Consider the following 23,039-nt stretch of genomic DNA (forward strand, 5'->3'; position numbering starts at 1 on the left):
GTGTCTGGCCCGGACTCTGCAGCTGGCCCAGCATCCGCACCCGTAGCAGAAAGCACCGTGCATGAACGTGAACACGCAGTCCGTGTGGGCTGACGAAGGCAGATTCGAGAACAACAAGGTCCGCCAGCTGCTGGTGCCCACCGGGGAGTTGGAGGTCTTGGAGGACGGCGACACGATGCGTGTGTCCAGCGTCCACGGCATCTGGCCCGCCGCCCGCGCCGCCGATGAGACGCAACTGCTGACGGCTGTGCTGCCGCGCCGGGCCGCCGGCCGGGTCACCTGGCAGGGCAGCCGGTCTCCTGCCGGGCCGGGCGCGGTGGTGCGGTCGTATCGGGGGGCCATCGGTTTCCGTCCGCACGAGGAGCCGCACAGCCTGCGACGGCCGCAGATCGGCGCCCTGCACGCGGTGATGGGGCACTGGGCCTCGGGGCTGCCCGAGCCGGGCATCGTGGTGATGCCCACCGGCACCGGCAAGACCGAGACCATGCTGGCCCTGCTCGTCGCCGCGCGCCTGGAGCGGCTGCTGGTGCTGGTGCCCAGCGCGGCGCTGCGAGACCAGATCGCCGGGAAGTTCGAGAGCCTGGGCATCCTGCAACAGGAGCAGATCGTCGCGGCCACCGCGCTGCGACCGTGCGTGGGCCGGCTCGAGCACGCTTTCAAGGACCCCGCCGAGGCAGCCCATTTCGCAGAGTCCTGCAATGTCGTCGTGGCCACCCCGCACATCCTCAACACCTGCACGCAACCGGTACGGGCGGCGCTGCTGGCGTCCTTCTCCCATCTGATCGTGGACGAGGCCCACCACGCCCCCGCCGCCACGTGGGCGAGCGTCATCGACGAGTTCTCGGACCGGTCGGTCCTGCTATTCACCGCCACCCCGTTTCGGGAGGACGGCCGCCGGCTGCCCGGCCGTACCGTCTTCCGCTTCCCGCTGCGGGAGGCCCAGCAGGACGGCTACTTCCGGCGCATCACCTACCGGGCCGTCCTCGGCGCGCAGGACGTTGACGAGGAGCTGGCCGAAAGCGCGGTCGGCCAGCTGCGCGAGGATCTGGCCGCCGGTCACGACCATCTGCTGATGGCGCGGGCCGACACCATCGCCAAAGCGGAAGAGATCGGCAAGATCTACCAGCGGCTGGCGCCCGAGTTCGCCCCCACGGTGGTGCACCAGAATATCGGCGTCACCCGCCGCAAGGCTGCCGTGGAAGCCTTGCGGACGCGCGCCTGCCGCATCATCATCTGCGTCGACATGCTCGGCGAGGGCTTCGACGAGCCCGCACTGAAGATCGCCGCCATGCACGCGGCGCGCAAGACACTGAGCCCGATGATCCAGTTCATCGGCCGGTTCACCCGCGCCGCAGACGGGCTGGGCGAAGCCACCGTATTCGTCGCCCAGGAAGCCCACACCGGTGCCTCACCGCTGCGCCGGCTGCTACGCGAAGACGCCGACTGGAATCTGCTGCTGCGCGACCTCACCGACAACGCCACCCTGGCCGCGGAAGAGACCAGCACCTTCGACGCCACATTCGACGGCGCACCGGATGAGGTGGCGGTCAGTGTGCTGGAGCCGAAGATGAGTGCCATCGCCTACCGTGCGGCCACCGATCGCTGGGCACCGGAAGCCGCGCTGCCCCTCTTCCACGGCCATGAGCGTGTCCTGGACGACACCATCGCCCTGGGCGGCGAGGACTCGCCGGTGGCCTGGTTCGTCGTGGAGCGCCGCACCCCGGTGCGCTGGGGCGCGCCGCAGGCGCTGGAGCAGGTCGTATACGAGCTGATCGTGCTGTACTTCGACACCACGCGGCGGCTGCTGTACATCCACGGCTCGGAGAAGTCGAGCATCTACAAGGAGCTGGCCGAAGCGGTGCTGGGCCAGGACAGCGAGCTGATCAACGGGCCGCGCACCTACCGGGTGCTGGCCCGCCTGGACCGGCTCGTCCCCACCAACGTCGGCCTCAAGGACGCCCGGGACCACTTCACCCGGTTCTCCTTGCACGTCGGCAGCGACGTTTCCCAGGGCTTCAACACCGCTCAGGAGCACAAGAGCCAGACCCATATCGCCGCGTCCGGCTTCGACAACGGCGACAACGTCTCTGTCAGCGCCGCGTCTTCCGGACGCTTCTGGTCCCCCACCACCGCGCCGAGCCTGAAGGCCTGGACCGACTGGTGCGACCGGCAGGGCACCAAGCTGCTGGACGGCACAATCAACCTGGAGCGGATCTTCGACGGGTTCATCATCCCCGAAGACCTCACCGAACGGCCGCCCCACGTGCTGCTGGGGGTGCAGTGGCCCTGGCACGTCTACACCGGCTCCCGCGACCGGCTCACCCTCCGCTACGAGGACACCGGTTACACGCTCACCGACGTCGAGTTCGATGTCGACGACTACTCCCCCACCGGCCCGTTTCTGTTTTCTCTGGTCACCAGTGCCTGGCGGGTCGCCTACCAGGCCGACTACGACGCCAAGGGACTCGTCTACCGCCCGCGCGGCCAGGATGCCGTCGTCGTCAGCAGCGGCCCGAACGCCCAGCCGCGGGCGCTCGAGGAGTGGCTGAACGCCCACAAGCCCGACCTGTTCCTGGAGGGCGACCGGCTCATCGACTCTGAAGGCAAACTGCTCAACCCCCGCTACCAGCGCCGCCCGTTCGACGCGGCCCTGCTCAGACCGCTGGACTGGCAGGGGGTGGACTTCACCAAGGAGTCCCAGGGCCCCGAACGTCTCACCGATTCCATCCAGTACTACGTATCGGCGCACCTGCAGGCCACCGGCTCGTTCGACATCCTCATCGACGACGACGGTGCCGGCGAGGCCGCCGACCTCGTCGGCCTCAAGGTCAACGGCCCGTACCTGGACGTGACGCTCGTGCACTGCAAGTACTCCAAATCCACCGCCGGCAAGCGGGTCAAGGACCTGTACGAGGTGTGCGGCCAGGCCGTGCGCGGCGCCAAATGGCGGCGCGGCGACGTGCTGCCCCTGCTGCAGCGGCTGCACGACCGCGCCCTCAAGTACGCCCGCCGCCACGGGGGCGTGTCCCCGTACGACGTCGGCGAGGCCAAGAACCTGTTCGCCATCCGCGACCAGGCCCGCATGCTCCGCCCCCGCTTTCACACGATCATCGCCCAGCCCGGTCTCCAAGCCGGCATCGCCACCGACGACCAGCTGCTCCTCCTGGCGGGCGCGGAGAAGTACGTCCGGGACACCACCGCCGGCGACTTCACCGTCTACTGCAGCCCGTAGGGGTGGAGCGGGCGCGATCAGGCCGCGCCCGCGGTTGTCTCCTCGATCAGGGCGCCCAGGGTCTTGGTGGCTTTGGATGTCAGCCGGTAGGCACTGCGCCGAAAGGCATCCCAGGCTTCGCTGCGGTCGCCCGAACCCCTCCAGTAGCAACTCGGGGCCTATGCGCGGCAGTCCGCCGAGATCGGTGTCCGGGCAGGTTGAGGCTATGCGGGATCCAGCCAGTCCATGGGGATGAGGGCGTTGCGTTGTCCGTCGCGCGGGCGCCAGTTGTCGATGAGGGCGTCCTGGAACCAGCTTTCCCCCAGGTTGGCGTGGTCGCAGACGATGATCTGCAGGGCGCCTTCGTTGAGTTGGGCCACGTCACGCAGTAGTTCGAAGTAGCGGGTGACCGTGGCCCAGTCGGCGTCCTCGACCGTGGCCGCGTCGTGGATCTTCTCGGGGAAGAACGCCTGGGTGGGCTGGTCGAGCATCAAGAAGGCGGGCACGGGCCGGTCGTGGCGCCGCAGGTAGGTGTGCAGGGCGAGGTGGGCGACGAGGTGGTAGCCGATCCAGTTCTTCGCGCTGCCGATGCGGTTGAGCGGGAGCCTGCCGGTGGGGCGGCGCAGGACGACGTTGAGCTGGGACAGGCTGATGCGGACCTCGTCGGCCACGGCGGCCTGTCCGAGGTCGAGGCGCTGGGCCCAGGGGGTCATCAGGGCTGCGATGTCGGTGAGGCGGCGTTCGGTCTCGGAGGTGACGTCGTCCTCGTCGATCTGTTCCTGGAGGGTTTCCACCCGTTCCTGGATCAGGGTGAGGTTGTTGCGCAACCGGCCCAGGTCGTCGGCGGACAGTGTGTGGGCGGCGGTGAGTTCCTGGGCGATGCGGCCTTGGACATGGGCGATGCGCAGGTGTTGTTCCTGCAGGTTGCGCATGCGTTCGTCGCTGGCGGTGAGCTCTTTGAGTGCCGCGCCGTTGTGGCGCAGGCTCTCGGTGACGGCCTCGAGTTCGGTTTCCAGGCTGCGGCGGTGTTCCTGGCGTACGGGCTGGACGGTTTCGGCGTGGGCGAGTTCCTGTGCCAGGTGCTCGGTGAGTTCCGTGAGGTCCGCGGCGGACGGGTCGGGGTGTTCCAGAGTGCTGGTGCACAGGGGGCAGACGGTGGCGGTCCGGTCGGGCTGCTCGGGCCCCAGCAGGCCGAGGGTGGTGAGCCGGTCGAGCTGCAGGTGGAGTTCGCCGGTGAAGGCCTGTCCTTGTTCCTGCCAGCGTTCCACCAGGGCCAGGGCGTCGTTGAGTTGCTGCCACCGTTCGCGCAGGGCGCGGCGTTCCTCGGTCAGTGTCCGGCGGCGATCGCTCGTGTCGCTGGACTCCGCGAAGGTGGGCGCGGCGGCGAGGGCCCGGTCGAGGAGGCTCTGGGTGAGCGGGACGTCGAGGGTGGAGGGGACGTCGCTCAGGAGTCCTTCGCGTTCGGCCAGGCGTACCAGGGAAGTGCTGCGTTCGTCGGCGCCGGCCTGGCGGCGGGTGGCCTCGTCGAACTTGCGCTGGGCGGCCCGCTGTTCGCGCAGGGCATCGCCGAGTTCGTAGCGGCGCAGTGCCTGTTCGGGCCCTGCGGCGCCCAGGAAGTAGGGCAGGGTGTCTTTGAGGGCCTGGCCGATGCCGTTTTCGGTCTGGCGGTGGAAGAGGGCCTTCTTGTCGGCGATCTCGTTTTGGTTTTGGAAGCACAACAGCGCTGCCTGGGCGATGGAGACGTCGAACGGGGAGCGGGCGGCGCCGGTGGGGGGCTGGAAGCGGAAGTCCTCAATGCCCAGGCGGGCGCTGAGCTGGCTGCGGATGGTGGCAACGTTGGCGTTGGGGACGAGTTCGTCGGCGCGGGGGATGTCGAGGGTGTCGTCGCCGGTGCGGATCATGGCGTGGATGGTGGATGCTCCGGTGGGGCGCGGCCTCGCCAGGACCATGCGGGTGTCGCCGAAGGTGACCAGGAGGGCGTACCAGCCGACCGTCTGGTCGATGGGTTCGTCGGGCAGGCTGGGCTGCCGTCGGCCGAGGCAGTAGTCGACGATGTCGAGGATCTCCGACTTTCCTGTCTCGGATTCGCCGGTGAGGATGTTCAGCGCCCCGGGGCGGAAACGGAGGACCCGGGGAGTGGGCCGGCCGTCTCGGTGGTAGAGGGCCAGGGCGAGTAGCTGCATGACGGGTCTGGAACTCCTTTAAAGTCCAAGTGGGGCGAGGTCAGGGGCGGACGCCGAGGAGGGTGTAGGCGGTGGCCGGTTCGATCACGGCGAGCCAGCGTCCGACCAGCGCGGCGCGTCGGGCGCAGTCGGCGACTTCGTCGCCGGGCGCGGCCGTGGCGGGGCGCGGGGGACGCGGGCAGCTCAGGCCCACCTCGGTGACCTCTATGGCCGCATGGCGCAGGGCGGTGCGCAGGCTGGCGCGGGTGTAACCGGTCAGTTGCGCGGCCCGGCCGGCGAAGGCTGCCTGGTGGTGGGGGTATTCAGTGAGCCAGGCGGCCATCGAGCGGCTGGCTCGGACGGGCAGGTCAGCGCGGGTGTCCTGGGGCAGCACCAGCGGCAGGACGAGGAACGCACTGGGCCACGGCAGCGGCCGGCCGGCGGCTTTGGTCGCGGCGTGGATGCTGCTGGCCAGTAGGTAAGCGCCAAAGGCCGGGTTGAGCAGGGCCTGTGCCTCGGGCACACGGCGGGTGGGGGCCATGGTCACTGTTCCTGCTCGTCCTGCTCGTCGTCGGGATGCTGACACCGGGAGCTGTAGTCGGGGTGCCAGCCCACGGGGTCTTCGGCTTTCGCGGCGCGGTCGGCGAGGCTGTGCATGGTGCCGCGGCCGATCCAGCCCGCGGTGGTGCTGCCGGGGCGGGCGGGTTTGTCGGCGACCGCCTCCATGGTTCCGTCCAGCACCATCTGGCCGATGTCCTGCCGCCCCTGCTCGGGCATGTCGTCGGTGACCCGTCGGGTGCGTTTCGCGAAGACGTGGTCCCACTCATGCCACAGCTCCCGCTCGTAGTCCTCCAGTCCCCCTTCGGTGACCTTGAAGGTGCGCAGCCATTCCGAGCGCTGCGCCCGCGCGTAGTGATAGTCACGCAGGTGGGTGGCGATCTCCCGGTCGCTGAGATTGATCCACCGCATCTGCGCGACGACCATCTGGTCGTCGTAGGCGGCGATCTCGGCCTCGGTCAGGCGGCGCAGCGTCTCGGTGATGGGCAGGTTCGCCCCGGCGAACTGCTCGGTGATCTCTTCCAGGCGGCACAGCAGCTCCTGGGCGCTGACGCTGACGCGTCGCTTGGCCTCGTCCTTACGCTCCAGCAGACCGACGGACATCCGATACCACCACCCCTTGACCTGGTCGAGGACGGCGTCGCGGTGCGGGCTCGCCCTGATCGCCAATTCCTTGGCCAGACTAGAGTCGAGGTCTGACATCACCGGGGAACCGTCACAGATCTCGATGGCGTCGACGAGCCGGTAGCGCTCAGCATCGGTCAACTGAAGGAACAGCTGGCGGTCCTTGAGAGTGCCGTCGGGCCCCTCAGCGTCCTTGGCCACCTCGTCCATGCGGGCCAGGGCCCGTTCCACGTTGCGGTGCGCGCCTCGGCGCAGCACGAACGGGAAGGTGCCCTCGGCGGCGATCTGGGTGGTCACCAGACACAGCAGCGGCATCGACTCGGGCAGCGGGTGGGGTGCGCCCAGGAGTTTCAGGGCGTCGATCCACGAGGCCAGCGAGCGCCAGAAGTCCTTGCCCGTCTCGCTGAGTTGGCCTGCTTCCGCGCGGTGTTTGGACTGCAGCAGCTCTTCCGGAGTACCGGTCCCGTGCAGGAACTCGATGTCGTCGAGGACCTCCATGCGCACCTCGGCCGCGGGATCGTGCCAGCTGCGTTCGGCCAGTTCCAGGAGGGCCAGCTCGCACTGGTAGAGGTATCCGGTCATCTGGCCCGCCGCCGAGTGCGACCCTGCTTGCGCCACGTTCCCCACTACTGTTCGAATCTGCTGTACATCGCGGTGCGTCCCAGCAAGCGACGTCAGTCCCCCTGTTTCCGGCCACGGTGGCGGCCCTTCGCGCGCCGCGCACTCGGGCGCGCCGCGGCAGCACGCACCAACCTGCCTGCCATCCACAGTCATTGGCCCTGCTGCCGCAGGCAGAACCTATCATTAGGGGCAACAGCGGCCAGGCATTCCCAAAAGGCTGCAGTTTCTGCCGGCAGCACGTGGGGCGAGCGTCTACGGAAGGACGGGGGGCAGCTGCTCAGCCCCGGCCCCTCTGCGGCGGCGGTGAACCCCGCAGCCGGTAGACGGCCGTGCCGCGTCCGGTCAGGGCCGGTCGGGGCGCGGACGGTCCTCGGCCGGTGCCACGCAGTGGCCACCGTCCGTGGTTGGTGCCCGGTGTCCGTGAAGAAGGTGCGGTGTTTCGTCGGGATGGCGTCGGACGCGGGCCCGTCGCCAGGCGACGTTGAAAGAGAGTGCACCGGCATCCTCGTTCTGTGCCCGGCGCATCAGCTTGAGCGCCTGCCAGCTGGTGAGGGGGGACAGAACGCACCGCAGCAGCGCTGCGGAGCTCATGGTGCCGAAGCCTGGGTGGTGGCTGGTTCGGTGTCGAGCGAGAGCAGATCTTCGAGGGCGTGCGCGTGAGCGGGCTGACGGGCAGCGCGCATGGCGTCCGCGAGCAGCTGCATGAGCATGCGTTTTTGCTCCTCGCGGGGGAATTGGTTGAAGAAGTCCCGCAAGATGGCCAGGACTTGGATCTCAAAGGGTTCGTTTCTGGCGTGGGGGTAGCGGGCCAGTTGGCGGGCGATGCCTGCGAGTGCCTGTTCATCGGGCAGCTTGGCCGGGTCGGCCTCGGGGCGGTGCAGCAGCCAGGCCAGGAGGGCTGCGGGGTCCGAGAGCTCGGAGGCGAGAGCTTGGACTCGCTGGCTTTCCAGGGCGTCCGTGATGCCTTGGGCACGGGCAGCGTTGAGCAGGTCGTCCACGGCTGCCCGGTCCTGGGGCGCAAGGGTGAGGCGGGCGGTGGCGGAGGCTGTGGTCCCGCTGACGGTGGTGCGGTGGATGCGCAGATGGCGGGCGCAGGCGTCCTGGGCGGTGGGCAGGTCGATGGGGTCTTTGTCTCGTACGGCGTCGGCTGCAGCGGTCCTGAGCGCCTCCCGTACGTGGTCGGCGCTCTGGTCGGGGTCGTAGAGGCCGTCGGGTTCGGCGTGGACCGTGGCGGTGATGACGGCGGTGAAATGGATCCCGGGGCGGCAGCTGCGCAGGATGGCCGGGAAGTCGGTGACGGCTCGCCGCAGGGCGCGGCGGCGAGCCCGCTGGGTCCGGTGGGTCATGGGCCCTCCTCCCGCCGGGCTCCGTTCGCCGAGGGCGTGCCGAGCCCGATGACTGCGCGGACGCCGGGGTCCGGTTCGGCAGTCGGCGGCGGCGAACCTGCGGGACTGATGGGTACGGGCAGCGCAGCGCGGGGGACCGCGGCCACGGGCGGCGTGCCGAGACTGTCCGGAGGCTGGGAGGTTTGCACGGTCTGGGTCTGGGTGGGCGTGGTGGTGTCGGGGGTGTGGGTGTGCCGGTAGCTGAGCATCAGGCGTTTGCGAAGCTCGACAACGGCGGGGGGCGTGGTGGCGGGACCGGAGCGGCCCATGAGGAAGGCGGCCATGGGCCCGGTCATCAGGTGCTCGTCGATGACACGGTCGAGGACGCGGATGACGGCGTCACTGTCGACGACGGCGTCGGCGACGGCTTGGGCCCAATCGGTCAGCAGGGCTTCGGCCGGTTCGTCGAAGGCCGGTTCGGCCAGGACCGCACACCAGCCGGTGACCAGGTCGTCGGCGGTTGCCGGGTCGGTGAGCGCGTTGGCGAGCAGCAGGTTGGCCGGGGAGGCGGGTTCGGCGTGCGGTGTGAGCAGGGCGATGAATGCCCTGCGTCCGGCGCGGTAGCCCTTGTCGTCCGCGGTGGTGGTGGTCCAGGCGGTGACGGCTTCCCAGACTTGCGGCAGCAGACGGACGTGGGAGGCCATGGCGCGTAGGGCTTGTTCGGCGGCGGTGACGGCGCTGTCGCGCTGTGGCCGGTCCAGGACCCAACGCAGGCAGGTGAGTGCCTGGCGCGGGTACAGGGTGGCGAACTCGCCCTGGCAGGCGACGGCGGAGACGGTGGCCGTGCCTTCCGCGCCGCTCGCCGCCCAGCTGCGCAGCCGGGCCCGGACGTCGGCGCCCAGGTTCGGGTGCTGCGCGGCGGTGGCGAGCATGGACGCCGCGGCCTGGTGTCCTTGCGTACCGGAATTCGCCCAGGCCTGGGCGATGTCCAGGGGTTTGAGGTCGTTCTCGGTGACGGCGAGGTCGACGAGGAGCTGTGCGATCGCGTCGATGCGCGGGGCGGCAAGGCCTCTGGGGGCGGTGAGCTGCTGTATCCAGTCCAGTAGTGGCTGCTGCACGTCGCTGAGCTGCCGCCACGCATAGCGCAGCACTGCCGCGGAGTAGCCGGGCAGGTGGCGGAAACTGACGTGTTGTCCGTCGACCTTGGCCTGCACGTTTTCCAGGCGGGTGGCGAGTCCGGGCGCGGTGAGGATGTCGCTGATGTTGCGGGCTTCGTCCTGTCTGAGGAGTCTGCGGGCGGCCTTGAGGACGTCTCCTTGGCTGTGTCCGTCCAAGATGATGGCCGCGAGCAGCAGAGCCCGGTCGTCGGCCTTGCCCTCGGTGTTGGTGAAGGTGGTCCTGACCAGGTCGTGCCAGCCCAGCATGGTGGCGCGGGCCGTGCCGAGAGCGTCGGGATCGGTGCCGTCGATGCGGCTGAGTGCCACGGCGAGGCCTGCGGCGTCGGCCGGGGGCATGTCGGGGCGCAGCAAGTCGGCCAGGCTGCCGCGCTCGCCCGGGGCTGCGGCATGCAGCCATCTGTGTTTGGCCGGGTCCGGGTACAGGACGTTGAGGTGTCTCTCCAGCACCAGGTCACCGCGGGGAGCGGCGGTGGCGGCGACGGCGACGCGTCCCATCTGCGGATCGCGTCCTGCCGGCCAGGCGGCCTCGCCGGTGAGGACGATGAGGCGGGATCCCTTCTGCCGCAGCACGTTCGCGTGCCCGAGGATCTGCTTGGCCGCCGCCGCGGGGTCGGGCCAGTGCTCCCCCGAGACGTTCGAGGAGGTAGCCGCGGCCTGGTTCGTGTGGGAGCAGGTCCTTGTCCGGGGCGTCCCAGTCGGGCAGCACGTGCTCCAGGAAGAGCGGTCCGGCTGTCGGACCTGGTGTGGAACGCTCGAGGGTGGGGTCGGTGAGCGCCCTGAGGGCGGCGGCGGTCTTGCCCGTGCCCCGTCTGCCGCTGATCACCACGATGGGTTCGTCCTGGCGCAGCAGCTCCAGGACCCGGGGTGTCGTGGTGAGCCGGTGTCCCCTCTGGTCGACTTTGACCCAGGCCCGGCGCACGGCGCTGATTTCGGCTTCCGTGACCGCCAGCGTCGACAGCGTCGGATGCTGGTGCAGGTTGATGTCGCCCGCCGCCTGGTAGACGGTGGAGTACTGGTTGTCGCTGGCACGCAGCTGCGGCCCGGCCGGCAGGAGGCCGTCGATCTGTGCGGTGGGATGCGTCACGGCCCGGTCAGGCCCCCGGCTGGCGCGGCGGGACACCGTAGTTGATGCCGCCGGTTCCGGCGTTCACGCTGCCCAGGGCCTGGACGACCTGACTGTGGGTGTTGTGCTGGGCGCTCAGGGCCGGGCCCTGGCCGGCCGTCTCCGTCTCGTCCTTGGGCAGCAGGGCGCGCAGTTCCTCCGCCATGTCGGGGAAGCGGTCGAGGTAGGCGGCAAGCTGCAGGGCCAGCCGCCGTTCGAGATGGAGCCGTGTCTGGTCGTCCGCAGGCTCATCCGCGCGGGTAAGGATCTGCTCCGCCTCGTCGAACAGGGCCAACTGCCGGTCGGCCGCGTCCTGCCCGTCTCGGCGCAGGAACCGCCCGAACGTCCCCCGGACCGCTTCCCACCCCCCGCGGACCATCTCCCCGATCAGTGCGGTCACGCCCTGCGACGCGAGAGCTGTGGCATCGAATGCGGCGTCCATGTCAGTCCCCCCTGGCCTGCCTGCGCTGAACCCCAGCCGTGCGATCACAGCGTGCGAAAGATCATGCACAGTCAGCAACCCCCGAGGTCGCATATGACGGAAAACCCTGCAGCAGCTGTCATTGGGCATGGTTCATGACGTCGTACGGCATAGGCCTTTCCTTCTCTGTGCGCGGATGCCAGCCACGCAGCCCAGCGCCGCCCCTGGTCAGACGTTCGAAAGGTTCCGGTCCGGAGCCTTTCGGCTGTCTCCCCGCCGCCGCCCGTTCCCGCTCCGGCAGGAATGGCGCGAAGCAGACACCCAGTCGGCTGCGGGTGGCCGTGTGCCCCGGTTCCTCACCACGGGGCTGGCATGCAGCCCCGGCACCGGCCGCGAAGACGCAGAACCCGGGCGCACAGTGCGACGCCTGGTGCAGTCCTACGTCGAACGGGCACTGCACCAGACGGCGTCGCCGGGCGGCGGTCTCACTTGCCACCCCACGCCGTTGCGACGGTGCACCGTGCTCCAGAAAACGGCCCGGCCGCGGCGGCTGCCCCCGTGGTGAGCGATGCATGGGTTCGGGGAGGGGTGTCGGTGCCGGCGCGTACAGTCTCTGCGACGTTATGGGGCACGTACACAGGTGGTCACGTTGGTCTCGGGACGACCGGTCGATCCGGAAGAGGCGCGGCAGCTGATGCTGCGCAACGGCTGCAGGCCGAAGGCCGCCTTCACCAAGGCGACGGATGCGTGGCCCAGCACGTGCGAGAGGTGCGGCGCGGACATCGATCCGACGTACGACAGCATCGCCTCCAAGGCGAGAAAGCACGGCGACGCACCGCGCGGTTGCCGTGACTGCGCCGATCGCGCGCTGGCCGAGAAGTACCGGTTGGACGAGGCGGAGTTGGCGAAGACGATCGCCAAGGCCAACGTCAAGCTGCTCGAGCCTTACACCAACAACAGAACGCGAGTGGAGAGCATCTGTCTCAACCAGGGCTGCCCGCGCCAGAACAAACCGATCAAGGTTCTGATCAAGGCGGTCCGCCGGGGCGCCATGGCCTGCAAGTACTGCGCCCAGCGGGCGATTGATCCGGATGCGGCCGTCGCCATCATGCGCCGCAAGGGCCTGGTCGAGCCTACGGCCGCCTATGAACGGGTCGATGAGCCGTGGCCGGGCATCTGCCAGCGCTGCCGTCGCGTCGTGCAGCCGCGGCTGCACAACGTCATGCAGGGCCAGGGGGCGTGCGTCCACTGCGCCCCGAACACCCCGCTGACCAAGCAGCAGGCGTGGGACAGGGCAATGTCCTACCGGTTCCGCCCGAGCGACCCGGACGCCTTCGAGAGCACCAACACCCCCTGGGCGGGCACCTGCATGGACTGCTCAAGCCCGGTGAACCCCTGCCTGGGGAATCTCTACCGTGGCCAGGGCGCCTGCAACTCCCGCAACTGCAAGCTCACCGGATTCAAGGACACCGAACCAGGGCTCGTCTACCTGGTGCAGCGGGCCTCGGACCCGGCCATGGCGAAGATCGGCATCTGTGAGGACTCCGCACGCAACACCCGGCTGAAGGTCCACACGCGCAACGGCTGGGAGGTCGCCTACACCCGGTCCTTCACGGTGGGGCTGCACGCGCGGCTGGTGGAGAGGGCCATCAAGCGGCTGTGGTTCACCGAACGCGGCTGGAGCAACGGAGCGGCCCGCGGGGAGGACTGGAGCGACGGCTACACCGAGACCGTGCTGCTCGACGGCCCCGCGCGTGGCGAGCCATGGGCGCTGCTGACGCCGCTGGCGTTGTGGACGGACGTCATGGTCGAAGCCGAGCGGCTGGGCTTCGACCTGGATGAGGAACGCGCCGAGGCGTCCGCATCAGGCTGACGGTCGGCCCAGCGTGCGAACGAGCCAGACGCCATCATCCGCCGGGGCAGGAGCAAGGGCGGCAGCGCACGCGGAAGTACTCGCTGTCGGTGGGTTCGGCTCCGATCCGGCGCCTGTGTGTTAAGCATGACAAGGTGCGAGTGACACGGGTGCTAATTGAAGGCTTCAGAGGCTGGGGACATCTCGATGTGCGTCCCGGCAGCCACGTGTTGGTGGCGGGGGTCCCCCGCGCCGGACGCACCGACCTGATCACCGCCCTTGCCCGGGTCCTGGATCCGGATGCCGCGCGTGGTGCCGCGCTGTCCGATCTGCATCAGCGACCGGCCGTCCTCGACGGTGCCGGCTCTGCCCCGGCTGAAGCGGTCGGTGACGTGGCCGAGGGGCAGGCAGAAGCAGTCGCCGAGGTCCCAGCCGCTGATGTTGTCGGCGCGGAAGGTACAACAGGAGAGGACGCGTCCGGCGACAACGGCGCCACAGGGCGGCCTTCCGCTGCGGTGCCGCAGCGGGTGCAGGCCGCGCAGGTCGAGGTAACACTGACCGATTTCGATCCCGATGTGCAGCAGTTGCTCGATGGGGTCCTGGAGCCGCTGGAGGCATCCGGATGCGCGAGTGAGGATCCTGATGCGTTTGCGGATGCTCCACTGTGCGCGCGGCTGGCCTATCGCCTGAGCTATGACGAGGAAGCCGAGACGCTGGAGTCGGTGGTGTACTTCCCGGCACGCAGCAACCCGGCGCTCGGCCAGTACTCCCGGGTTCCGGCCGCCACCCGGCGGATGCTGCCGGTGGTCACCCTCGATGCCGGCCAGCCCCTGCAGTTGCGTGCCGGGGCCGGCTTGCGGCGCATCCTCGACGAACGGGACGCCAAGGCCGGTGCCGCAGCGTTTGATGCGCTGGCCCAGGCCGTCGCGGAGGCCGTGTCAGCGCTGTCGGCCGACCCGGCTGTGACCGAAGCCGTCAACGCGGTACTCGCGGTCGGCGGGACAGGGGAACGGATCGGCGATGCCCCGCTCACCGCGGAGCAGGTCGGCTTCCGGGCCGAGGACGGGTCGGTGGCCGCACTGCTGCGGACCCTGCGCGCGGCGCTGCATCTGGATGCAGGCGGCATGCTGGGGCTGGCGCAACACGGCAGCACGGTCAGCGCGGTGTTGTCGATGGCCGAGGCGATGCTGCTGGCCACGGTGCCTGGAGCAGTGGTGCTGGCCGATGACTTCGGGGACCAGTTGGATGCTCCGGCCACCGAGCATCTGGCGGCCCTGCTGCGCGCCCGCTCCGGGCAGGTGTGGCTGTCCACCCGGCGGCCGGAGGCCGCCCGGGCCTTCGAGCCCACCGAGGTCATCCGGCTGGTGCGGCACGGCGGCGTCCGCTCCCACCATCAGCTGACCCTGATCACTGACCGCAAAGCGCTGGTGGCGATGCGGCAGTGGCACACCCAGCTGCTGGCCGCGCTGACCGCTCCCACGGTCGCCATCACCGAGGGCCCGCATGACGTGGCCGTGCTGAGCACGGTCGACCGCCACAAGCCGCCCACCTCACTCCCCCTGTCCGCCCACGGGGTGCGTCTGGTCGCCTCCGGGACTGGAGGCGAGGGCGGTATCAGCCAGATTCCCCGCATCGCCAACCTGGCACGCCAGTTGGGCTTCCGCGTCCTGGCGGTGATCGACCGCGACAAAGAGAGCGACCAGACCGCCGACGAGCTCGCCAAGATCCAGGCCGCGTGCGATGCGGTGGTCCGGCTACCTCCCGGTGCCATCGAGCGCGCCCTGGCCGACGGCCTCCCGCTGCAGGCCCTCGCCGACGCCAGCGCCACGCTCACCGCGTACAACATTCCCGACCCCATGGGCGGCCAGCTCACCGAGGACGCGGTGACCAACCTGTGCAAGGTGATCCACAAGCAGGGGCTGCACGAACAGTTCCTGGAAGCCCTCTACGCCGAGCCCAACGCCCCGCACCCGCCGGTAGTCTCCATGACGCTGGCCCTCCTGCAACTGGCTGCCGGTCCCTCCTACAGCGGGCCGCAACTGATCGATGTGCCCACCATCTCCCGGCCGACAGGCGCCTGATGAACTATCAGGCACGCGAAGACCAACGCGCGGTGATCGAGAGCGCTGCGCCGGTGCTGGTGGTCAGCGGCGGCGCCGGCACGGGCAAGACCACGACCGCGGTCGCCGCCGCCCGCGCCCACCTGGAAGCAGCGGACGAGCAACTGCTGCGGCTGCGGCAGGAAGCAGCCCGGCGCGGACAACGCGCCCACCTGCCCGCTGCGACACGGGCGTTGTTTCTCTCCTTCTCGCGTACCGCCGTCGCCCAGATCATCGACCGGGCCTCGAACGTCATCGGAGAGCTGCGGCCACGGCTGGAGGTGTCGACCTTCCACGGCTTCGCCTGGAGGGTCATCACCGGCTTCGGCGCGCACCACGGCTTCCCGCCTCCGCAAAGCGTGCTCAGCCAGGCCAACCAGACCGTGCCCGGGGCCCCTCCCGGACTCACGTACAGCCAGCTGATGCCGGCCGCCTGCCGGCTGCTGGCCCTGACCAAGGTCCGCGACCACTACGCCGGGCGCTACACCCTCGTCATCTGCGACGAGTTCCAGGACACCGACGCCACCGAGTGGGCCTTCCTGCAACAGATCGCCCCCGCAGCACGCCGCATCCTGCTGGGCGATGTCAACCAGAGCATCTACGAGGGCCCGTTCAAACCCGGCGTGAATCCCGCCGCCCGGATCGCGGACGCCATGGCCCTGCCCGGTGCCCGCCGCATCGACCTGCAGGCCGCCAGCTACCGTGACCCCTCCGGTGTACTGCCCGCCGCTGCGGAAGCCGCCCGTCAGCGCCGCTTCACCGACCCCGCCCTCCGCACGGCCGCCGAGCAGGGACGCCTGACCGTCACACGGATCACGGACGACACCGGCTACGCGCAGGTCGTCGAACTCGCCCGGGCCGCCCGCCAGAAGAACCACACTGTCAGCATCTTCACCCACACCAACATCGCCACCACCTCCCTGTCCGACGCCCTCACCGCGGCCGGCCTGGTCCACGAACAGGTCGGCTTCCCCGAAGCCCACGCTGAAGCACTCTGCGCCCAACTCGCCCTCATCCAGCACGCGCTCGGGCACAAGGGCGCCCAGGTACGGCGGGCGCTGGCAGTGTTCATCACCGCCAGCCTGCGCAACAAGCAGCTCTCCCCGCTCGCGTCCCAGGTGCTACAACGGACCAACCAAGAGCTGGAACGGACTCTGCGCCAGCTCGCCAAAGACCTGCGGTCAGCCGGGCATGGTCCCGGCGCCGACATCGACCGCCTCGCCGACATCGTCACCGGCGCCTACGCCCGCATCGGAACCTTCCGAGGCCAGGAAGCCTGGCTCCAAGCCTCCCCCACCGCCCGCCGCGCACTGCGCCTGCTCAGGGAGGATCAGAGCATCACGGCGGTGGCCGAGGAACTCCGCCGTGCCCGCGACGAAACCCTGGTGGGCGACACACGGCCGCGCCCGCGCCCGGTGCAGGTGATGAACCTCCACCAGACCAAGGGACGCGAAGCCGACACCACCATCCTGCTGCTGGCCGATGATGAGTACTACGGCCCTGAAGGCGAACCCTTCCCCAACGGCTCACGGCTGCTCTACGTCGTCATGACCCGCGCCCGCCACCAGGCGCACCTGGTCGTCCCGGCCAACTCCCACCCTCTGTGGGCGCCCCTCATCGCCGCCCTGGAATAGCCCTCCCCCGCCAACAAGCCCCGCCCGCAGCCGCGGGGACAGCGCGCCAGCCAGACGCAGCGGCTCATGCAGCCCAGAGCCAGCGCGCAGAGGAAAGGGACCAGCCTGCACGACGACCCCAGCGCCATCGCATCGTTGCTGCGAGAGAGGTTCAGACGACGGCTGCCGTCCAGCCTCAACGAGCTGACCGGACCCGAGCACGGGAAACGGTGGAGCTGCCGCTGCACATCGCCTGGTCCGGACTGCGCGCCCTCGATCTGGACCTGCCACGCCAGCGCATGAGCCTGTATCGAACAGTGCTCGCCGAAGGCATGCGCGACGACCTATGCCACTTCCTCAACAGGGACATCCTGCTCGAGCTGTGGCCAGTGCTCCACAAGCTCATCAGCAGGGCCATCAAGTATGTCTGGGAAGAAGCGTTCCCCGAGCTGCGATCATGATCAGCTTCCGGTAGCACAGGAGCTCCCCGGCGCGGTTACTCAGAGTACGGTGCGAGTCGGGACACGCCAGCAACTACGAGTGCATCAACTACCCGTTGCCAGTCGGCTGTCATGCCCGCGTCGGCGACAGCTTGGCGCAGTTCGATCAGCCATGACGTGAGTAGATAAGTGCGGTTCGCTACACGGCTGGGATCGGCGAGGACAAGATTCGCCACCCACGGAAGGCCAACGCGCGCCTGGTCCTCGGCCGGTAGGGGCTTGATGAAGGCGATGAGCTGATCCACGCATGCGACGTGGCCCTGAGCGAGGGGCAACCAGCGGGCGACGGTGTCCTGCCACGCCAGCGGATCCCACCAGACGATGGGCTCGCCCTGGACTTCCCGGTAGAGGTAGGCAGCTTCGGGGGCAGGGTTGGGCAGGAGCGAAGCCAGGGCTGAGTGGTACTCGCTCCGCCCTGCGAAGGGTGTGTGCCCGGAGGTCTGCAGCGCGATCACATGGGCGACAACCATCGGCCACGTCCGCCGTGCGGTGGCTGCTCTGTCCGCAGACTCCTCGGCAACGGAAGACAGCGCGCACAGGAAACTTTCCAGGCGCGTCGCGTCGTCGGCATAGGCATCGATGTGCTGGAAGACGGGTGCGTCCTCGCCTGTGCTTGCCACCGTAAGCAGTGCCCGCGCCGCGATCAGGGCATGGGTACCGCGACTGTCCATGTCGTCCTCGGCAGCAAGCAACGAACGGCGGTGCGCTGCGAGGAGTACCGCAAGGAGTTCGCAGGCCGAGGCCGAGACGCAAATCGACGCCGTCGCTGCCGGGCCAAGGGCCCTGATCGCCCCGTCAAGGCGGTCTACATAGATGGACTCGGCGGTGGCTTCGGCGAGCGAGTGCGCGACGGGATCGTCGAGTGCGACGACCTTCAGCCGGCCGGTCTCCGGATTCCAGTCGCCGAGGACGCAGTCGCGCATCGTCTCGACCGTCAGCTGGAATGCCGTTTCGTGATGGCAGGTGCTGTTTCCGGCTGGGCACGCCGCCTGCCAAACACAGTCGAGGCCACGGGCCAGGTGCACACGAACCTCGTTGACGATGGAACGCGCCAGCTTGCCTGCTGCGGCAGCGGCCTGACGGTACGTCGTGAAGCCGTCCTTGCCGTCAACCTGCGCGCGGAGCTCCGCGGCAGCAGGCAGAAGAAGGAGCGGCAGTGCCCGTGCAGCAATGCGGTCCGCTCCTTGATCGAAGTATGACTCCTCGGATTCGAATCGACGTGGTGATGCCGCGCCCTCCCCGATGCGCAGGAGTGTGCCGACGGCGAAGCGCAGTGCATCGACGGGCAGGTCGACGCCGTCCACGATGGCTGCGGTGAGTGCCGTCGCGGCCACCACGGCGGGTGCGTCCCACTGATCGCTGGAGTCGAGGCCGGACGGGTTCTCGAGGAGTTCTTGGGCCACTGCCAGGTCGGAGACCAAGTCGTCCACGCCGACGGCCTCGTCCTTGCCGTTCATGGGATCGATGTAGTAGCGGACGCTGAGCCGAATGGCCTCGTGGGCGCGTTCCGTTTCGACGTTCCTTGCCTGCAGCGCTTCAGCAACGTCTTGGGGCGGCGTGCTTTGGATCTGCAGGCCTCCTTCCACTTGCTGCGCCTGGTAGGTGCCGCGGTCGAGGACGCTGGCCCAGGCACGCACAGGCGCGAGCTGTTCCTGGGCGGCTGCCTCGTCGAGCTCGCCGAGTTCTTCCTCTGCCAGTCGCCTGGCTGTTGTGACAAGCCGTTGCCCGATCAATCGCAATTCGTCCGTTCGTTGATCGTCGGCGCGCAGCACCATCATCATGGCTGCTTCCCGCAGCGACGATTGTCGGCGCTCGGGTGCCACCAGTCCATCGGCGGCTGCCCGCAAGCCGTTCGCTTCCTGGACGACACGTGCGAACTCCAGGTGCCAGATCGCCGGCTCGGTGAGATAGCGGTCGAGCAGACGGTCTGCGTGTTCCAGGTGACGAACGAGCAGCCCGACGACCAGGCCGACCATCGCCAGGTTCTCGCAGTCCTCAAGCAGGATGGCGACCAGCGTGGCCAGGGGGACGTCCGCCTCGACCAGTTGGTCACACATCTGCTCCAGCGCCTGCAGGGCGCTCATACAGGGATAGGGACCGACACCGGTCCCCCGGTACCAGAGCCAGACATGCTCGTCTCCGACGTAGGTCCGGCGCGCCCCGGCGACGTCGAGGTTGATGCGGTAAGCGACGAGGTCGTGGTCCTCGATCCGAGCACTGTCGTGGCGGTGACCGCCTGCGAGGGTCCGTGCGCGCGCCAGTGCGGCGTGGTTGAGCATGCGGTTCAGTACCGAGACGCCGTTGCGGAAGTCCGAGCGGAGCAGCGGCATGAACGGGCCGCGGTACCAGGCCGCAAGAGGGCCCACGCCGAGCCTGCGAGCGTTATGACGCCGGATGCCGTACTGGTGGAGTCTTGCCCCGTCTTGGTCCTCGTTGATGTAGTAGGCCTCGGTCAGCTCGGCAAGGAAACCGCGCCGGTACATGGCCAGCGCCCGGCCGGTCAGTACCTCCTCGACGGCGGGACCGGCCCATGCCGGCGCATCGCGCGCAACGCGACGCAACACGGCCTCGCCGTCCTCACCGAGATCCGGGCCGAGCAGTGCCAGCAGTTCAACCATGAGTTCGTCGGTGATCTCACGGGGGAGCTGAAGCCGTCGACGACGGCGCTCGCGCTGACGACTGTCTCCCATGGAGAGCAGCCGCTGCCTCGCCAGGTACTGGCGCTCGGCTTCGGCATCCTCCGGTGGCAGGGCCGCTTTGGCCGCAGCCGCGGCTGCCTGCTCGTCGTTGAGTCGGCGGTCGGCAGCGGCGCAGGCGGCGAGCAAGCGGTCGTGCAGCCTGACCCGGAGCGGATATCCGGCAGGTGTATCCGCGATGATGACTGCGTGGAGCCAGTCCCGCAACATGTCCTGCACGTGCTTGCCTTGTCGCCAAGGTTCTTCGTCGTCGAGGAGCAGGGCGATGAACGGCTCGGCTGCGGCGATCCGCACCAGTCCCGCTTCGTTGTGCAGCCGCTGGTGCACGAGACGGATGAGTCGCCGCAGGCCGGTGCCGGGCTCAGCGCGCAGCGTCAGCCAGGCCTCGCGCAGGACCGGGTCGGGCGCTCCGAGTGTCAGGAGCGCTTCACCGGGCACGTCTCCCCAGCGGTCCCCATGGCCTGCCGCGACCAGGTCGTCGAAGGCCTGCTGCAGGCGGGCGAACCTGCCACGCAGAGGGGCTCGCGGAGTGTCGGGAGCGGCAAGCAGTGTCTGGCAGGCAAGGCGTGCGGCACCGAGCGCCCAACGCGGCACGCCGGCCTCGACCAATCTCGCCGTGGGGTGGCCGGCCGAGAGGAAAAGCCGGGCGATCGCATACCGGCGCACTTCGTCGTGGGCGAACTGCGGGCCGATGGCGAACGGGTCGTCCGTGTGCGTGCGCAGCACCCCGTCCTGGCGAAGTCCGGCAAGTGCTGTGGGATCGATCGCTCCGACGACCTCCAGGGGGTCTCCTTGGCCGAGTTCCAGGGCGGCCAGGCGGAGAAGGGCAATGTTCCGGGCGTCCGGGGTCCCGCGTTCAGGACGCTGGCGGAGCACCAGTCCCGACCACACCTGCTGCATGGCATCGGCGTCGCTGAGGGGTGTTGTCTTCACGCCTCCTCGGACGAGCAGGTCCACCACCACGGGTCTGCGCAGCAGCTCACGTGACCGCGAGTCCTCCGCGAGGGCCGACAACTCGTCAAAGACTGCGACGATTTCGGCTACCTGGGCATCGGTCAGCAGTGGTACCTCAAAGCCAGCGGCCTCCCCGACGCAGCGATCGTTGATCGTGTCACGGACCACTTGTTGGGCGTCGTTCGCTGTGACGGCGACAACTTTGACGTCGGCCTGGCCAGCCGCGTCGATCAGATAGAGGAAGGGGTCCAGCATGCCCTCGGCGAGCGCATCCGCGCCGTCGATGACAAGGAGGCGCCGGGGGGCGCTCAGCTCGCCGAGAAGCGCGGTGAGCGAGGTGCCGAGTACGGACTCCAATTCCACAGTGGTCGGGGGAAGGTGCCGCAGGTTGATACACGCCACCTGCGTGGAATCGGGGTCCTGTGCGGCTTCGGTGAGCGTGCGGACGACCAGGGCGCTCTTGCCCACGCCGGAGTCACCGTGCGCGACGACCGCCGCCGCCGGGGACTCCACGAGCTGGAGCAGCTGACTGGCCGTATCGCTCCGGTCAAGATGCACCGTGCGACTGTCCTCGGCAGCGATCTCGTCGCGCACCGACGCAAGCGCGCGTTCGTGAAGGTGACTGAGTGCCCTCCATCCTTGCCGGTGGTGACGCGTGGCCGAGTCGAGGACCTGGTGCGCATCGCGCCGCAGAAGACTCAGGTCGACGGTGGCTGCCTTCGGCGGGTACTCGTCAGCCAGGGCAACGAGCCGTTCCAGCAACCGCATAGCCCCGTAGAGATCCGTGCCGCGGGCCACAGGGATCAGGGAGTTCGTTACTCGGGCCCAGTCCAGTTCATCCGGTGTCTCGAGTCGAGGCATGAGCACGGTCAGCCGTGACAGCAGCTCCCAAGTGCGCTGTTCGACGAGTTGTGTGCTGGGGTCGGCGGCGCCGAGCGTGGCCAGTGCGAGTTTGACGAGTTCTTCGATGTGCGTGAGTCGTGTGCGAACGCCGGCGGAGAACTTCCGGTGCGTCCGGAGGAGGCCGAAGAAGTTGGGCGCATCCTTTTGTGTGACGGCCTCGGCAGCGAGTACCGCCAGCTGCTCCGCGTGCTCTTGCGGACCGGCGACGACCAGCGCCGCCCGGTGTTCGGGCCCGTCTGTGGGTGCGTTGAGGACCTCCTGCACGAACGTGCAGATGAGCTTGGCGCTCGACTCGTTGCTCTGCACGAGATCAGGTGCGCGGCGTACTGCGATGGCGAGCACCAGGGACGGCTCTGGCTCGTCGGCACGGGCCGCGTGGATGACGAGGTCGTCAACCGAGTGTTCCGGTGCCTGCTGAAAGGCCACGCTGACGACTGACCGGCTGTCGCCCAGCTCGGCCGCTCCATCGCCGAGGAGGAGATGGGCGAGGTACTGGACGGCGACTTTGCGCTCGAAGGTGACGCCGCCACCACCTGTCGCGTACGGGCTCATCCCGGTGGGAGCCGGAGCGTCCGCGGCGCTCACCCGGGTCTCCTCCAGCCACGTGCGCAGCACGTCCTTGTCGGTGTTGAGGCGCCACTGCTTGGCACGCCCGACCTGGCTTGAGGTGGCGAACCCGGCCTCTCGGAGCTTGTCCAGCGCCGCTGTCGCCGTGGTCGGAGACACGTCCAGGGCCCTCGCGACCATCCGGCCGGACAGGGGCGTGGCCGTGCTGGCCAATGCCTCCAAGGCCCTGTACGCGTTCTCGCCCAGCATGCCGCGGAGCAGGTCGACGGTTGAAGTCACACCACCACCATAAGCCTTGATGTCCAGAGCAGTTGGACATCAAGAAGATTTGCGCGGTTGTGAAATCCGGCGAGCGGGCGAGACTCCGCATGGTCTCAGCCCTGGCCGCAAGTCCGTGAAGATCTCAGCGGCCAGGCGCACGACCGCCAGTTCCCGCTTGACGCCACGTCGTATCAGCCGGTGCCCTGTTCGCCGGTTCGATGCGACACCGCTGCGCGGGACAGCAGACCGCCGGATACCTGCCGCTCGACTGCAGCGACACCTGCGGCATCAACCGCATTGGCCTCTACCTCCCCCGACCCGGCATCCCGATCACGTGGCCCGTCCCGAGTTTCTCAACGCCCTCGGCGCTGACACACCGCTCCCCCAACGGT

Annotated in this window: 12 protein-coding genes and 1 pseudogene; 5 read left to right on the forward strand and 8 right to left on the reverse strand. The window is 69.1% G+C overall.

Annotated elements, in window-relative coordinates:
• Positions 1-67 precede the first annotated feature (67 nt).
• Positions 68-3,232, forward strand: coding sequence for a DEAD/DEAH box helicase (locus AC4IHM_RS00225; protein ID WP_490865038.1), 3,165 nt, complete (start codon positions 68-70; stop codon positions 3,230-3,232).
• 203 nt (positions 3,233-3,435) lie between these two features.
• On the opposite strand, the gene AC4IHM_RS00230 is transcribed toward AC4IHM_RS00225, so the two are convergent.
• From AC4IHM_RS00230 to AC4IHM_RS00260, 7 genes are all read right to left on the reverse strand, one after another.
• On the reverse strand, positions 3,436-5,394 hold the full coding sequence (locus AC4IHM_RS00230; protein ID WP_490865039.1) for a DUF3732 domain-containing protein: 1,959 nt from the start codon (positions 5,392-5,394) through the stop codon (positions 3,436-3,438).
• A gap of 40 nt (positions 5,395-5,434) precedes the next feature.
• On the reverse strand, positions 5,435-5,914 hold the full coding sequence (locus AC4IHM_RS00235) for a three component ABC system middle component (protein ID WP_364986982.1): 480 nt from the start codon (positions 5,912-5,914) through the stop codon (positions 5,435-5,437).
• 2 nt (positions 5,915-5,916) lie between these two features.
• Positions 5,917-7,173: an ABC-three component system protein gene (locus tag AC4IHM_RS00240; protein WP_490865040.1), complete on the reverse strand. Its 1,257-nt coding sequence runs from the start codon at positions 7,171-7,173 to the stop codon at positions 5,917-5,919.
• 590 nt (positions 7,174-7,763) lie between these two features.
• Positions 7,764-8,522, reverse strand: coding sequence for a hypothetical protein (locus AC4IHM_RS00245; RefSeq protein WP_490865041.1), 759 nt, complete (start codon positions 8,520-8,522; stop codon positions 7,764-7,766).
• On the reverse strand, positions 8,519-10,174 hold the full coding sequence (locus AC4IHM_RS00250) for a hypothetical protein (RefSeq protein WP_490865042.1): 1,656 nt from the start codon (positions 10,172-10,174) through the stop codon (positions 8,519-8,521). Before AC4IHM_RS00250 ends, AC4IHM_RS00245 begins: the two co-directional genes overlap by 4 nt.
• Positions 10,131-10,763: a hypothetical protein gene (locus AC4IHM_RS00255; RefSeq protein ID WP_490865043.1), complete on the reverse strand. Its 633-nt coding sequence runs from the start codon at positions 10,761-10,763 to the stop codon at positions 10,131-10,133. Before AC4IHM_RS00255 ends, AC4IHM_RS00250 begins: the two co-directional genes overlap by 44 nt.
• A gap of 7 nt (positions 10,764-10,770) precedes the next feature.
• Positions 10,771-11,223 (reverse strand): hypothetical protein, encoded by a 453-nt coding sequence (locus AC4IHM_RS00260; RefSeq protein WP_362163767.1) that lies wholly within the window; start codon positions 11,221-11,223, stop codon positions 10,771-10,773.
• A gap of 628 nt (positions 11,224-11,851) precedes the next feature.
• Between AC4IHM_RS00260 and AC4IHM_RS00265 the strand changes: the two genes are divergently transcribed.
• The 4 genes and pseudogenes from AC4IHM_RS00265 to AC4IHM_RS00280 all read left to right on the forward strand — a co-directional run bounded on the left by AC4IHM_RS00265 (position 11,852) and on the right by AC4IHM_RS00280 (position 17,227).
• On the forward strand, positions 11,852-13,075 hold the full coding sequence (locus AC4IHM_RS00265; RefSeq protein ID WP_490865044.1) for a hypothetical protein: 1,224 nt from the start codon (positions 11,852-11,854) through the stop codon (positions 13,073-13,075).
• 149 nt (positions 13,076-13,224) lie between these two features.
• Positions 13,225-15,135 carry a hypothetical protein gene (locus AC4IHM_RS00270; protein ID WP_490865045.1) on the forward strand — a complete coding sequence of 637 codons (1,911 nt, stop codon included), beginning with the start codon at positions 13,225-13,227 and terminating at the stop codon, positions 15,133-15,135.
• Positions 15,135-16,787: a UvrD-helicase domain-containing protein gene (locus AC4IHM_RS00275; RefSeq protein ID WP_490865046.1), complete on the forward strand. Its 1,653-nt coding sequence runs from the start codon at positions 15,135-15,137 to the stop codon at positions 16,785-16,787. The genes AC4IHM_RS00270 and AC4IHM_RS00275 overlap by 1 nt, the downstream gene beginning before the upstream one ends.
• Before the next feature lie 66 nt (positions 16,788-16,853).
• A pseudogene (locus AC4IHM_RS00280) lies at positions 16,854-17,227 on the forward strand (hypothetical protein).
• Between the two features lie 35 nt (positions 17,228-17,262).
• Here the strand turns inward: AC4IHM_RS00280 and AC4IHM_RS00285 are convergent.
• Complete coding sequence (locus AC4IHM_RS00285) at positions 17,263-22,665, reverse strand: winged helix-turn-helix domain-containing protein (protein ID WP_490865047.1); 5,403 nt, start codon at positions 22,663-22,665, stop codon at positions 17,263-17,265.
• Positions 22,666-23,039: the final 374 nt, after the last annotated feature.

It is taken from the genome of Streptomyces sp. SL06, from assembly GCF_058244745.1.